Here is a 12,872-nt window from a genome sequence, read left to right as displayed (position 1 = left end):
AGAAAATTGTAAACAGAAAAACTTTTCTTTGTCTTTTTCAGTAGTTTTGAGTAGTTCGACATTAGTATACAAAATAAGACATAGAGCAAGGGGGGATTTAAGGTTGATCAGTTTTCATCAAGTAAATAAACATTACGGAAGCTTTCATGTCCTCAAGAACATCAACCTGCATATCAACCAGGGAGAAGTCGTCGTGGTCATTGGCCCGTCAGGATCGGGTAAAAGCACGATGGTTCGTTGCATCAACAGATTGGAAACGGTTACAAGCGGAGAACTGGTGGTAGACGGGGTAAAAGTGAACGATAAAAGCACCGATATCAACAAGCTGCGACGGGACATCGGCATGGTGTTCCAGCACTTCAATCTATACCCGCACAAGACCGTTCTGCAAAACATTACGCTGGCACCAACCAAGGTACTGGGCGTATCGCAGAAGGAAGCTGAAGAAACGGCTCTCTACTATTTGGAAAAGGTAGGGATTCCGGAAAAGGCAGAAATGCTCCCAACGCAACTATCTGGCGGTCAACAGCAACGCGTAGCGATCGCACGCGGACTGGCTATGCGACCAAAAATCATGTTGTTTGACGAACCGACCTCTGCACTGGACCCAGAGACGATCGGCGAAGTGCTCGATGTCATGAAGAAGCTGGCGAAGGAAGGCATGACGATGGTGGTCGTAACGCACGAAATGGGCTTTGCCCGCGAAGTGGCAGATCGCATCGTGTTTATGGATCAGGGCACGATTCTCGAAGACTCTACACCAGAGGAGTTTTTCGCAAGTCCGCGTGAAGAGCGTGCACGTTTGTTCTTGAGTCGGATTTTGAATCACTAAAAAAAGAAAACAATAGAGAAAAGGGGTATTCAGATGAAAGCAAACAAGCTTTGGAAAAAAGTAGCAGGTATGGGTCTCGTTCTGATGCTGAGCGCAACTGCATTGGCAGGCTGTGGTGGCGGCAGTACAACAGAAGGCAGTGCACAAGGTACACCAGCTGCAGGCACATTGGCAAAAATCAAAGAAAGAGACAAATTTGTAGTCGGAGTTAAGTACGACCTGAACCTGTTCGGCTTGAAAGACCCGGCAACCGGAAATGTAGAAGGCTTTGATATCGATATTGCGAAAGCGATTGCAAAGAAAGTACTCGGGGACGAAAACAAAATCGAGCTGAAGGAAGTAACCTCCAAAACGCGTATCCCGATGCTGAAAAATGGAGAAATTGACGCGATCATCGCGACGATGACCATTACAGAAGACCGCAAAAAAGAAGTAGATTTCTCTGACGTGTACTTCCTGGCAGGTCAATCTCTCTTGGTGAAAAAGGACAGCTCGATCAACGGTCTGAAAGACATGCAAAAAGGCATGAAAATCGTGACCGCGAAAGGCTCTACTTCTGCGAAAAATATCAGAGCAAGCGCTCCTGATGTAGAAGTACTTGAATTCGAAAACTACGCGGAAGCCTTCACAGCACTCAAAGCTGGTCAAGGTGACGCGCTGACAACTGATAACGCTCTCCTGTACGGCATGGCGAAGCAAGATCCGAACTACCGTGTAACAGAAGAGACCTTCACTGAAGAACCATATGGTATTGCAATCAGCAAGGGTGACGCTGAATTCGTGAAAACGGTGAACGATCTGCTGAAAGAAATGAAAGAAAACGGCGAATACGACAAGATTTATGAAAAATGGATCGGAACAAAACCTAAAAAATAATGCGGTTCGACTCCATAAAGAATGAGCGGTTTACTCTGCCGCTCATTCCCTTATATTCCTAACAGAAGTTTGTATACAAGGGGGATCGCATAAGAGATGATCGATTTTTCTATCTTGTTTGATCACATGGATATGTATCTCGAAGGCTTTTGGAATACCTTGCAGGCGAGCCTGCTTGCTCTCGTCGGGAGCTTTGCACTGGGGACGCTCTTTGCAATCTTTCGGATTTCTCCGATTCGACCACTCAAGTGGCTCGCTACGGCTTACGTCGAGTTTGTGCGTAATATCCCGCTGATTCTCGTCGTTTTCCTCTTTTTTGTGGGTCTGCCGGCGATGGGTATCGTTCTGGAGCCTTTCATTGCAGGTACGCTCGGCTTGACAGTGTATACGGCAGCATTTATCGCGGAGACGATCCGCGCAGGCATTCTGGCGATTCCAAAAGGACAGACAGAAGCCGCTCGCTCCTCGGGATTGACGTACGGACAAACGATGCGTTATATCATTTTGCCGCAAGCGATCAAGGTCGTGATCCCGCCGATGGGCAACCAGTTTATCAATCTCGTAAAAAACTCCTCGGTATTAGGCGTGATTGCAGGTCTTGACCTGATGTATTTCGGAGACCTGATTTCCGCTGATACGTTTGTTACCTTTGATGTGTACATTTTTGTAGCTGTCTTCTATCTGATTCTGACCCTTCCGTTGAGCGCGTTCGTCAGTTATTTGGAGCGACGCTTGGCTGGAAGCCGCTAAGAAGGAGGGGACATCATGGACTTTATCGGAGCCTATACGCCCAGTCATTTGACCTTCCTGCTCGAAGGCTTTTGGGTCACCTTGCAGGTCGCTTTCTTGTCAATTGTCCTCAGCTTTTCCATTGCGATTGTCGTCGGGGTTTTGCGTTACGCAAAAATTCCTGGAGTCTCACAAGCTCTCGGGACAATCGTAGAGCTGATTCGCAATTTGCCGCTCTTGTTGATTATTTTCTTTACGTATTTTGCTCTCCCGGAAGTGGGAATCAAGCTGGACAAGTTTTGGGCCGCTGTTCTGGCGTTGGTTATTTTCGAAGCAGCGATGTTGTCGGAAATCGTGCGAAGCGGTTTAAATTCGGTCGAAAAAGGACAGATTGAAGCTGCACGTTCTTCTGGCCTGAATTATGTCCAGACTCTGTGGCATGTTGTCCTTCCACAGGCTCTCAGAAGAATGGTGCCACCGATTGTGAGCCAGTTCATTTCGCTCTTGAAGGATACGTCGCTGGCCGTCGTAATCGCTTTGCCAGAGTTGATGAACCATGCGCAAATCATCAACGGACGCAATGTCAACTATGTCATCCCGACCTTCCTGATGGTGGCAGTGATGTACTTTGTCGTCAACTACGCGTTGTCAGTCGTCTCCAAGCGACTGGAAAACAAGCACGCTTAATCGTTCTATCTTTGCAGATCTCCGATTCTTAGTAAAATAAGAATAGGAGATCTTTTTCCATGAGAAAGGAGCAGCTATGCGAGAACGCCTTTTGATCCTGTTTATTATCATGCTGGCAACTGCATTTTTTGGAGAGATGAAGGTAAACCCCGTAGGAGGGTCTTTTCGTTTTTCCTTGGGTATCGCTGCTTTCTTTTTCGGGTTGTTGTGGTTTTCGTCCGTACCTGTATTGCTGACGGGATTTTTAACAGGGACGTTTATCTTTGGATTTCGCGTCGGAATGGATGTCTTTTTTGCGTACCGTCCTTATATGGAGAGTGTGGCTGCTCATCTTCCCTCCGCCTTTTACTATTTCAGCTTTACCGTTCTGTTTTATTTGCTCCGTGCGCGTAGCTATCGCGAGTTCCCTCTATGGTTGGGGCTGATAGGTGCATCCATTGATTTCGTCTCCAATGTGGTAGAGATCCAAGTACGACAGTATTTCACAGATTTTCCTCCGATCACCTGGCATAGCTTTTTGATGCTTCTCTTCTTTGGAGTCCTGCGCAGCTTTTTTGCTGTCGGCTTGTACAACAGCTTTTCGATCAGGCAGTTGCGGGCAGTGGGAGAGGTGCGTCAGCAGGAGTTGGAGCGTCTGCGGATGATCAATACGGAGCTGTATGAAGAAGCCTTTTACTTGCGCAAATCAATGACGCATCTGGAGGAAATCACGCGAGAGAGCTACCAGCTCTACAGGCGTCTGCTCACCTCGGATCATGCGGAGTCCCCGACGGCCTTGGCGATTGCCGAGAATGTGCATGAGGTGAAAAAAGATTCGCAGCGGATGCTGGCGGGCATTTCCAAGCTGATTAATCAGGAGGGACTAGCACCACAGCTGCCGATCAAAGAGCTGTGTGAGTTGGTTGCTCGCGCGAATCAGAAATACGCTGAGATGTTGGGAAAAGATATACGAATAGAGTGGAGCTGTAACATCAACCTGTCGACCAGCCAAATCTATGCGCTGCTCTCCGTGCTAAACAACCTGGTAGCCAATGCGGTAGAGGCGATTCCCGCGTCGGGACGGATTGAGCTGAATGTGAAGCTGATTCATCGTCATCTGGTGTTCAGTGTACTTGACAGCGGTCCGGGAATCCCGTTAGAAGAGCAGGAATGGGTATTTCAGCCCGGGTATACGACCAAATACGATGAACAGGGAAATGCATCTACCGGAATTGGACTGACGCATGCCCGCGGAATTGTCCAAAGCCTGCAAGGAAGCCTGCGTATTTTACCTGATCAGAGGCAAATGACGCATTTAGAAGTGCAAATTCCGACCGATCAATTGCTCGGAAAGGAGGGAGTGTAAGCAATGATACGTTTCTTTTTAATTGAAGACGATGCTGTAGTGCGCCGCATGCTCGAACGGATTATTCAAGACAGCGGGTTGGGCGAAATTGTAGGGCAAGCCAGCGACGGCAGTCACGTATCGATCGATCAACTGTACGGGGTCGATGTCATTTTGATCGACTTGCTAATGCCGGGGCTTGATGGCATCCAAACGATCAAAAAGTTGCAGGCAGATGGCTTCGCGGGCCGCTTCATCATGGTGTCACAGGTGGAAAACAAGGAAATGATCGGGGAGGCTTATTTGCAAGGGATTGATACCTTTATTCAAAAACCGATCAACCGCCTGGAAGTCATGGCTGTACTGAAGCGGGTATCGGATTACTTATCGCTGGAGGCATCTCTGCAAACCATCCGCAAATCGCTGCAAATCCTGGATGTCAAAGCAAAAGAACCGCATACCAGCGGTTTGAAAAGTCAGTCTTCCGCTCAGGACAACCTGGCACAAAAAGCGAGAAAACTGCTGTTGCAGCTAGGGATCGCGAGTGAAGCTGGTGCTCCCGATCTGCTATTGATCATGGAATGGCTCGTACAGGATGAGCGACAAGGAGACAAGCTGCACGAATTGCAGCTCAAGGAACTGTACACACAAATTTTGCTGAAGGTGCATGCCAGCTTGGATGAGCATGGGATTACCAAAGAGGTGCGTGCCATGGAACAACGGATTCGCCGGATGGTCCTTCAAGCCTTTACGCATCTTTCCTCATTGGGGTTGACCGATTATGCCAATCCTACCTTCGAACACTTTGCACCACGACTGTTTGACTTTCAAGAAATTCGCCAACGGATGCAAGAGCTGGAGGCGGGCGAAAAAACGACGAAGTGCCGGATTAGCGTGAAAAAATTTTTATCTGTCTTTTATATGGAAGCAAAGGCGTTGTAAATAGCAAAAACGCGGGAGCCGATCAAAACGATCAAATCTCCCGCGTTTTTCTTATTCACGCCTTTGCCTGATGAACAAGCTCAGAAAAGGCGCCGTACAACCCAATTGCCCCATACTGCTGCTGATACTCCTTTATCGACCCATCCCGCACGATTTTCCCGTTCATCAAGAAAATCGCCCGATCCGCCACCGCATCTGCCACCTGCAGCTGATGCGTCGTAAAGAGAACGGATTGACCCGAGAGCTTTACTTCGCGGACGAGATCGACGAAGGCATCCATCCAATACGGATCGAGTCCGTTGGTCGGTTCATCGAGGACGACGAGTGCAGGCTTGGCCAATATCGCTTGGGCAAACAAGAGGCGCTGCTGCATGCCTTTAGAGAACTGAGACACCCGTTTGTTTCTCACTTCATGCAATCCCACCATTTTCAGCAGTCGATCCGCCTCTTCTGGGGTGCGATTGCGCAGGGAAGCGTAAAACTCGAGCGTTTCTTTCGCAGTAAGTCCGGCAGAAAACGTAAAGTGATCCGGCATATAACCGATTTCTTGAAGATACTCCACGCGATTGTCGTTCCAGTTCAATCCGTTTAGCTGAATGGTTCCCGAAGAAGGAGGGAGAATACCAACCAGCATCCGCAGGATCGTACTTTTCCCTGCACCATTACCGCCGCATAAGGCTACGACCTGACCGGGTTCAATGTTCATACTGAATGGGTGGACGATTGTTTTGCCATTGATTTCCTTGCTGACCTGGTCGATGGTAAGTCCTAACGTATTCATCGCATTACCTTCTTTCCCATACCCGGATGGCTATGAACAAGGTCGCACTGATCCAGAGCAGACTGAGTGCGACAAAGATGAGATCACCAAGCGGAGAGTCAGCCCAATACACCCATTTGTAGTATTCAGGTCCAAAGATCGAGCCTCCGCCTAACCTGGCAACGGAAAAGATTCGTACAAACTCCGCTGGATTGAGAAATGTTGCGAGCTGAAGCAGAGGCTTGATCCATGTATAAGGGACGAAGCTGAGCACAGAGATGAGCAGAGTAGGCCATGCCAGAATATAGAAGAACCAGACGCTGACCCCCATTGTCAAAGCCTGCCAACGGTTTTTACTGATGGCGCCAATCAGCATGGCGATACCCAAAAATAACAGAATGAGACAGATGGAAAAGGCAAGCAAAAACAAGAGAGTCGAAAATGCAAAGCTTTTTCCTAACAGCATGCCAGCCACACCAGACAACCCATACCCAAAGCTGACGATTGCGACTAACACGAGTGCTTGTCCCAAGTATTTTCCCAACAAGAAGGAGGAGGTTGTCATGGCGTAGGTGGAGAGGAGCTGCCAGCTTCCCTCTTCTTTTTCCGCTGTTAAGGAAAAAGAGGAGAGAAGCATCGTCATCAGTGGCAGCAAGTACAAAATCAGATTCAGCATGGTACCTGTCGTATACGTATAACCCTTCATGTAGGACTGCGATTGGATGATCAAGAGTCCCAAACTAAACAGGGAGAACAGAGCCATAAACGAGTAGGACCATGGATTGCGAAAGCCTACCTTCACTTCTCGTTTGGCAATCAGATTGATGTGCAAAGACTCCACTTCCTCTGTTAGTTGTGTGTGGTTGGGGTAGTGCTGTTGCTGCCGTGATCGGCTGGCTTGCTTTCGTGACCGCCATTATGATGCCCTTCGGAAGACTGACCGTCTTTGTTCATGTGCTTGCTCATGCTGTTTTCCCAGCTATGATTTTTCAACTCTTCCGCACTCATGACAATGCCTTTCTTTTGTTCCTGAACGAAGCTGTCTGCAGCAGACTTCTCTTTGAAGGAATAGATGCCATACGTCATTGGCGTTTTGAAGTCTTTGTCGTAAGCGTAGGTAGCTTGCTCTGCTTTTGTCCATTCTGCTGTGTAGTAATCACGGACAAATTGTACAGCCACGTTATCGGTTCCATTTTCTTTCGTCCAGTTGTGCATGCAGCCGAGATCATCGAACTTCAGTGCTTTTCCATCTTTTAAGACGATTTCAGTAGCATTGTGATCGTTAGGGACATGCATTTTGCAAAGGTCGCATTTGTCTACGCCTTCCGCGATATCTACAGGTTTCGGCTCTTCGCTTCCGCAGCCGACCATAAGCAGGCTAATGCCGATAATTGCTCCGATTGTTGTGCACCATGTTTTTATTTTGTTCATGATTTTTTCACTCCTATATAAATGATCGAACAGCTTCCTATTAACAAGATAAGTCCAAGAATGCCTGCACCCCAACCGCTCGTTTTTCCCGATTCAATTAGCACGGTATCCGAGGGTTGCATTAAAGGAGATGCGTCCTTGATTGCTGAGCCGGCCCCACTTGTAAACAAGCCTTCCAGAAACACGAATCCCGGGGCTTGAAAAAACAGCTGGTAGGCAGGAACCGCATCGGTCAAACCTAGGTAAAAAGGATTCATCTCGTATGGCAAATCACTGCGGGAATCCCCGTTCACATCGAGTCCTTGCAGATTGTCCCAGTAGTTTTTGTTTAAGTTGTTGTTCTGGCTATCCTGGGCTTGCGCTTGGATGACGTTGGAGACAAATTGGTTATCGGTTAATACGTTGTCAGAAGAGGCCAAAAACTGCATACCGATAAAGTTGAGACTGAGTAAATTGTTTTTGACCGTAATGCCGGATGATTGCTCTAAATACAGTCCAACGCGGTTCCCCTCAATCGTGTTGTTCGCAACTAGCGTGTCCTGTACGGTAATCAGAAGAATTCCTTGCGAACCAGGATTTTTTTGCTGTTTCAAAAATTGATTCCCGGTAACCGTCAGATTGCGCGATTCCATGAGCTGGGAGCCCGTCACATTTTCCATCCCAATGTTGTTGATGACCGTTGTATCAGAGGTACCCATGAAGTGATAGCCGTACCGCGATTTCGTCACCAGATTTTGTTCCAGATGGTTTCGATCGCTATTTTCGACGTAAAAGCCATCTTCGACATTCGTCACCTGATTTTTAATGAAACGGTTATGATGCGATTCACGCAGGTCGATTCCGTTTCCTCGTCTCGCTTTTTCCGTTTGCTTTGGCTTTACTTCGGGCTGTGCCCCGTGATTATGTCCAGTACTGGTCGTTGGGCTGCCATCGCCTTTGATTTTTCCGATGACTTGAACGTTGTGCAGCGTGTTGTAGTCTGCTTGCCGTAATTGAATACCGATCCCTTTCGTTTCAACGATGACGTTCTCCAGGAAGTTTTGATCGCCACGGATGACAAGAGCGGCAACATCACTGTTGATACGTTTGTCCACGATATGGATTCCTTGCACGCTCACATTGTCGCTTTCAATCGTGAGCGTTGCCTCCTCCTCGGTCGGATTGATGATCTTCACTTGACCACCGGCTACCAATTGAATCGGCTTGGTAATACGGATAGGACCTTTGTACAAGCCATATGGGATGGTAACGGTATCGTTAGGGCGTGCTTGATCAATCATCGCCTGCAAGGAGTCAGAATCCGCAAGCGTTGCCTTGGCTGTGATCGGCAGCTGTAGAGCAACGATACAAATGACGGAGACGAAAAGTAGCGAGAGAGATAATTTTCGATTAATCCATCGTAAAGACAGGGCGCATCCTCCCCTATTCCACTAGAGAGCTCTCTTGTTTATTGCCGGATAATCGGCTGCTAGCTACATTTAGGATAACAGCCTCTTTTCATTTTCGTATGACTCAACCGGGCTATAAAACGTGTCAAAAAACGCAACGATTATAAAAAAATGGAAGGGTGTGAGAGCCAGACGTCTGAGGTGGCATTGTGCAATCAAAGCGGTCATACTAAATGGGAGAGAAGGAAGAGACGAAAAGGAGAGACGATAAATGGATACAAACATAGAGAAAGCACTGCGCACGACGCTGGAATATTGGGAGCGGATGAAAAAGAGCCACGAGGACGACGCGGAGGACGATGCGAATCAGTTTGAGGCTTCGTTTTACCGCATGATGGAGCAAATCCGCGAATGGTACGATCAGCTGGAGAAGAAGCCTGATACGCTGGAGGATGCACTGCTTCTTCCGGACATGGCGGAGGTTGCGGAGGAGCTGCCTGTAGAGATCATGCTGAATTTTGAAACCGAGCTGGAATTGATCGTAGATGGGCAAATACGTGAGGATGATGAGAAATACGATTAAAAACAGGTGACTTGTTGCATCCTATCCTTGACATGATTTACTAGAATATTGTGTTTGGGGAGGGTAAGCACAAGTGGTACCTACTCTGTTATGCGTCATTATCTTCATCATACTTTTACCACCCATTGTATTTTTCGGGTACATGTATGCCCTGTCTAAACAGCCGAAGCACTCCATTATTCGATCCCATCCGTTTTTGGGGTGGATGCGCTATTTGCTGGAAAAGCTCGGGCCTGAGCTTCGTCAGTATTGGTTTGACGATGATACAGACGGGAGGCCGTTCTCCAGAGCTGACTTCGTGGGCCTCATGTATGCGGCAAAATACCGGACGGATCTGATCTCGTTCGGAGGGAAACGCGATTACGAGAAGCCCGGCTTCTATTTGTCCAATGCGATGTTCCCGAAGCTGACGAGTGAGCTGCGGGTAGATAACGAGAAAGTCGTCCCTGGCAAAAAATATGAGATTACCCATGAGGGACTGTTTACAAGAAGAGAAAAGTTTATCGAGGAACAAGAGGTTAAGCCGTGGCTGCTGCATGACGAGGATGTCATTATCGTGGGCGAAAACAGAAGGGAGCCCTGGCGGCTAAAAGGGATGTTCGGTGCTTCAGCTACCTCCTTTGGAGCAGTGGGAGAGAACTATATCATGTCCACTGGGTATGGGGCACGTATGGCAGGCGGTTCTTGGATCAATACGGGAGAGGGTGGCGTCGCAGAAGTGCATCTCTCCACGGGTGCGGATATCATTTCGCAAATCGGGCCGGGGATGTTTGGCTTCCGTGATGACAAGGGCAAGTTTTCGATCGAAGAATACAAAAAAAAGGCAAGCATCCCGAACATCAAAGCGTTCGAACTGAAATTTCATCAAGGGGCCAAAATACGCGGTGGGCACCTCGAAGGCTCCAAGGTCACGGAAAAAGTCGCGGCAGCAAGGCTGGTACCTGTAGGACAAACGGTCAATTCACCGAACCGCTTCGAATTCCTTACAAATCCGGATGAAGCATTGCGTTTCATCGGCAGTTTGCAGGAGGCGGGAGGCAAGCCGGTGGGAGTAAAAATCGTCGTCGGCGATCCAAAGCGGTTGGAGCATTTTTTTGAGAAAATGCTGGAGTTGTCCATTTACCCGGATTTCATTACGGTTGACGGCTCTGAGGGCGGTTCAGGCGCAATGTTTAAGGCAATGGCTGACGGCATGGGCTTGCCCCTTTTCGCCGCGCTGATCATTCTCGATGATACGATGAGGAAATTCGGCGTACGGGACCGCATCAAGATTTTTGCTGCTGGCAAGCTCGTTACCCCTGACAAAGTAGCGATCGCCATGGCATTGGGAGCGGATTGCGTCAACTCCGCGCGCGGCTTCATGATTGCAACTGGCTGTATCATGGCGATGCAATGTCATACGGGCAAATGTCCGACAGGAGTCACTACGACGGATTCCAAGTATCAGGAGGCGTTAGTTCCGGCAGAAAAGCAGTGGCGAGTCATGAACTATATTTTGCAGTTGAGGGAAGGCTTGTTCTCGCTGGCGGCAGCATGTGGCTTGGAGAGTCCGACTGAGCTTCGAAGAGAGCATGTCGTGTTTACCAACGAAAGCGGGGAGACCATGCGTGTGGTGGACTTGTTTCCGTACCCGGTCGTGTCCAGATGAGTATTTACAAATAAGATAAATAATGGTATGGTGGATGAATCAGGCTATAGTACACCTTCCTTCTACAATTACTGGATATTAGGGGTACTGCTTTCCTGATTTTTTTATGCCTATTCTAAAATGAAAGAAGGCCGTATGATCCTGTGCAAGCGATCATGCGGCCTTTGTTTATGTTGATCGATTAGGATATCGTGTTTTGCCCAGGCTTCCAGTCCATAGGGCACAATCCGCCTGATTGCAGAGCTTCGATCACACGGAGCGTCTCATCTACGCTTCTGCCAACCTTGGAGTTGGAGATGACTGCGTATTGCAGGATGCCTTCTGGATCGATGATGAAGCTGCCGCGCAGCGGGGCTTTGGTTGCTTCGTCCAGTACACCGTATGCAAGGGTCGCTTCTTTGCTGTAATCGGAAGCGAGCGGGAATGAGAGTGGACCGATGCCTTCACCCGATCTCATCCATGCTTTGTGTGTATGTATGCTGTCGCCGCTAATGCCAAGCACCTCGACATTCAAATCCGCGAACTCCTTGATCCGGCGGTTGAGGCTGAGGATTTCCGTCGGGCATACTTTCGAAAAGTCAAACGGGTAAAAGAACAAAAGAAGCCATTTTCCACGATAGTCTACCAAGCTCTTTGACAAGGGAAATCCGTTGTCAAACGTAACGGTGTCCATCGTAAAATCAGGTGCAGGAAGTCCAATACGCGCTGTCATAGATCAATCTCCTCGTTTCTGATACCGTATGTCAGGTACTGGTAACAAAGTATCACGAATGATAAGGAGAATCAATTAGTTCGGAATATCAGAAGTGTTGTGGAGCTTTTTTGCATCGTTCTTTTGTAGAAGGAAGTAAACGATTGGAATGAAGGCAACCAAGAAACAACAGGCGGCGAGAATCGGCAATACGGACATCTCCATAACAGCACGACCGAGATAAGTTTGCCAGCCGATTGCAGCTAAACCGAGCAAGTAGGCGATACCTGTGAGATGGATGAATCCCGTACGGCCAGTGGACACGTGTTTTTTACGTTCAGCTAACCAAGCGACAAAAGGAACTGCTTGCAGAGCATGAAAACCAATACCGTGGAGCCAAATGATATTCCCCTGCTGCCCGACCACTCGACCATCATTGAATGAAATCCAGAGGCCTGCCGCAAACGAGAGCATAATCGCAATCATTGCATAGCGGATGCCAACTGCCAGCTCTGGGTGTAGGGAATAAGCTTTTCTGCGGAAAAACTGAATGGCAATGAATACATAGAAGAGGACCAAGAGAAGAGCCACAAAAGTAAAAATGGAACCGACAGCGACGTCGAAGGGTGTGCCATTTTTGACGAACCTCGGGTCCACGCCGCGGAAGTTTTGTACGGTTTCCGCTCCGTAAGAGTATAAAGCAAGCAAGATATAAGACCAGCGAAAGAAAGCTCTACTTCGCGTGCCCAGGGCAGATAACGGAATGATTGCGGCTGTCGACAATAAAAATATTCCGAGTGCGGCATTAAAGGAAAACGCTTTCGAGACATCGCCATTTGGAGCGACGGGTCCTCCGTGCAGCATGACCCAGATTGCACAAATGGCAGCCAATAAGAAGCCGAGCATGCCGGTATACACTAACCATTTCTCCCCTTGAAAGAAAGGGGGTGCTGTATGACTTTCCATAACAGATTGATTCAT

Annotated in this window: 14 protein-coding genes; 8 read left to right on the top strand and 6 right to left on the bottom strand. The window is 48.3% G+C overall.

Annotated features, from left to right (window positions below; all coding sequences use genetic code 11):
* The first annotated feature begins 103 nt into the window (after positions 1 to 103).
* The 6 genes from FB479_RS09040 (at position 104) to FB479_RS09015 (ending at position 5,390) form a co-directional block, all read left to right on the top strand.
* Positions 104 to 832 (top strand): amino acid ABC transporter ATP-binding protein, encoded by a 729-nt coding sequence (locus tag FB479_RS09040; RefSeq protein ID WP_142064355.1) that lies wholly within the window; start codon positions 104 to 106, stop codon positions 830 to 832.
* Positions 833 to 865: 33 nt separating this feature from the next.
* Positions 866 to 1,708 (top strand): transporter substrate-binding domain-containing protein, encoded by an 843-nt coding sequence (locus tag FB479_RS09035; protein WP_106655705.1) that lies wholly within the window; start codon positions 866 to 868, stop codon positions 1,706 to 1,708.
* A 96-nt stretch (positions 1,709 to 1,804) separates the two neighbouring features.
* Positions 1,805 to 2,458, top strand: a complete 654-nt coding sequence (locus FB479_RS09030) for an amino acid ABC transporter permease (protein ID WP_142064352.1) — start codon at positions 1,805 to 1,807, stop codon at positions 2,456 to 2,458.
* Between the two features lie 15 nt (positions 2,459 to 2,473).
* Positions 2,474 to 3,124: an amino acid ABC transporter permease gene (locus FB479_RS09025; RefSeq protein ID WP_106655703.1), complete on the top strand. Its 651-nt coding sequence runs from the start codon at positions 2,474 to 2,476 to the stop codon at positions 3,122 to 3,124.
* Positions 3,125 to 3,200: 76 nt separating this feature from the next.
* Positions 3,201 to 4,469, top strand: a complete 1,269-nt coding sequence (locus tag FB479_RS09020) for a sensor histidine kinase (protein WP_142064349.1) — start codon at positions 3,201 to 3,203, stop codon at positions 4,467 to 4,469.
* A gap of 3 nt (positions 4,470 to 4,472) precedes the next feature.
* Positions 4,473 to 5,390 (top strand): response regulator, encoded by a 918-nt coding sequence (locus FB479_RS09015; RefSeq protein ID WP_142064346.1) that lies wholly within the window; start codon positions 4,473 to 4,475, stop codon positions 5,388 to 5,390.
* Positions 5,391 to 5,445: 55 nt separating this feature from the next.
* Here the strand turns inward: FB479_RS09015 and FB479_RS09010 are convergent, their stop codons facing one another.
* The 4 genes from FB479_RS09010 to FB479_RS08995 are packed head-to-tail and all read right to left on the bottom strand — an operon-like array spanning position 5,446 to position 8,870.
* Positions 5,446 to 6,171, bottom strand: coding sequence for an ABC transporter ATP-binding protein (locus FB479_RS09010; RefSeq protein WP_142064343.1), 726 nt, complete (start codon positions 6,169 to 6,171; stop codon positions 5,446 to 5,448).
* Positions 6,172 to 6,175: 4 nt separating this feature from the next.
* Complete coding sequence (locus tag FB479_RS09005; protein WP_106655696.1) at positions 6,176 to 6,982, bottom strand: ABC transporter permease; 807 nt, start codon at positions 6,980 to 6,982, stop codon at positions 6,176 to 6,178.
* Positions 6,983 to 6,999: 17 nt separating this feature from the next.
* A complete protein-coding gene (locus FB479_RS09000; RefSeq protein WP_142064341.1) occupies positions 7,000 to 7,581 on the bottom strand; it encodes a nitrous oxide reductase accessory protein NosL in 582 nt (193 codons plus the stop codon).
* Positions 7,578 to 8,870: a right-handed parallel beta-helix repeat-containing protein gene (locus FB479_RS08995; protein ID WP_142064338.1), complete on the bottom strand. Its 1,293-nt coding sequence runs from the start codon at positions 8,868 to 8,870 to the stop codon at positions 7,578 to 7,580. Before FB479_RS08995 ends, FB479_RS09000 begins: the two co-directional genes overlap by 4 nt.
* 370 nt (positions 8,871 to 9,240) lie before the next feature.
* Between FB479_RS08995 and FB479_RS08990 the strand changes: the two genes are divergently transcribed.
* The gene (locus tag FB479_RS08990; protein WP_106655693.1) at positions 9,241 to 9,552 is read left to right on the top strand and encodes a hypothetical protein; all 312 of its coding nucleotides are present in this window, start codon (positions 9,241 to 9,243) and stop codon (positions 9,550 to 9,552) included.
* Positions 9,553 to 9,625: 73 nt separating this feature from the next.
* The gene (locus FB479_RS08985) at positions 9,626 to 11,200 is read left to right on the top strand and encodes an FMN-binding glutamate synthase family protein (protein WP_142064335.1); all 1,575 of its coding nucleotides are present in this window, start codon (positions 9,626 to 9,628) and stop codon (positions 11,198 to 11,200) included.
* Between the two features lie 181 nt (positions 11,201 to 11,381).
* Here FB479_RS08985 and FB479_RS08980 read toward each other — a convergent pair whose 3' ends face one another.
* Complete coding sequence (locus tag FB479_RS08980; RefSeq protein WP_142064332.1) at positions 11,382 to 11,912, bottom strand: peroxiredoxin; 531 nt, start codon at positions 11,910 to 11,912, stop codon at positions 11,382 to 11,384.
* 75 nt (positions 11,913 to 11,987) lie between these two features.
* Entirely contained in the window at positions 11,988 to 12,872 is an 885-nt protein-coding gene (locus tag FB479_RS08975) for a hypothetical protein (protein WP_142064329.1), read from the bottom strand.

Source organism: Brevibacillus sp. AG162 (genome assembly GCF_006715575.1).
GTDB classification, from domain to species: domain Bacteria; phylum Bacillota; class Bacilli; order Brevibacillales; family Brevibacillaceae; genus Brevibacillus; species Brevibacillus brevis.
The sequence above is the reverse complement of the archived record's forward strand: the minus strand, read 5'-3'. Positions and strand labels throughout refer to the sequence as shown.

Bases quoted from the DNA above. Each gene is read 5' to 3' on its own strand.
- FB479_RS09035 (WP_106655705.1), top strand. From the start codon at position 866: ATGAAAGCAAACAAGCTTTGGAAAAAAGTAGCAGGTATGGGTCTCGTT.
- FB479_RS09030 (WP_142064352.1), top strand. From the start codon at position 1,805: ATGATCGATTTTTCTATCTTGTTTGATCACATGGATATGTATCTCGAA.
- FB479_RS09025 (WP_106655703.1), top strand. From the start codon at position 2,474: ATGGACTTTATCGGAGCCTATACGCCCAGTCATTTGACCTTCCTGCTC.
- FB479_RS09020 (WP_142064349.1), top strand. From the start codon at position 3,201: ATGCGAGAACGCCTTTTGATCCTGTTTATTATCATGCTGGCAACTGCA.
- FB479_RS09015 (WP_142064346.1), top strand. From the start codon at position 4,473: ATGATACGTTTCTTTTTAATTGAAGACGATGCTGTAGTGCGCCGCATG.
- FB479_RS09010 (WP_142064343.1), bottom strand. From the start codon at position 6,171: ATGAATACGTTAGGACTTACCATCGACCAGGTCAGCAAGGAAATCAAT.
- FB479_RS09000 (WP_142064341.1), bottom strand. From the start codon at position 7,581: ATGAACAAAATAAAAACATGGTGCACAACAATCGGAGCAATTATCGGC.
- FB479_RS08990 (WP_106655693.1), top strand. From the start codon at position 9,241: ATGGATACAAACATAGAGAAAGCACTGCGCACGACGCTGGAATATTGG.
- FB479_RS08980 (WP_142064332.1), bottom strand. From the start codon at position 11,912: ATGACAGCGCGTATTGGACTTCCTGCACCTGATTTTACGATGGACACC.
- FB479_RS08975 (WP_142064329.1), bottom strand. From the start codon at position 12,872: ATGAATCAATCTGTTATGGAAAGTCATACAGCACCCCCTTTCTTTCAA.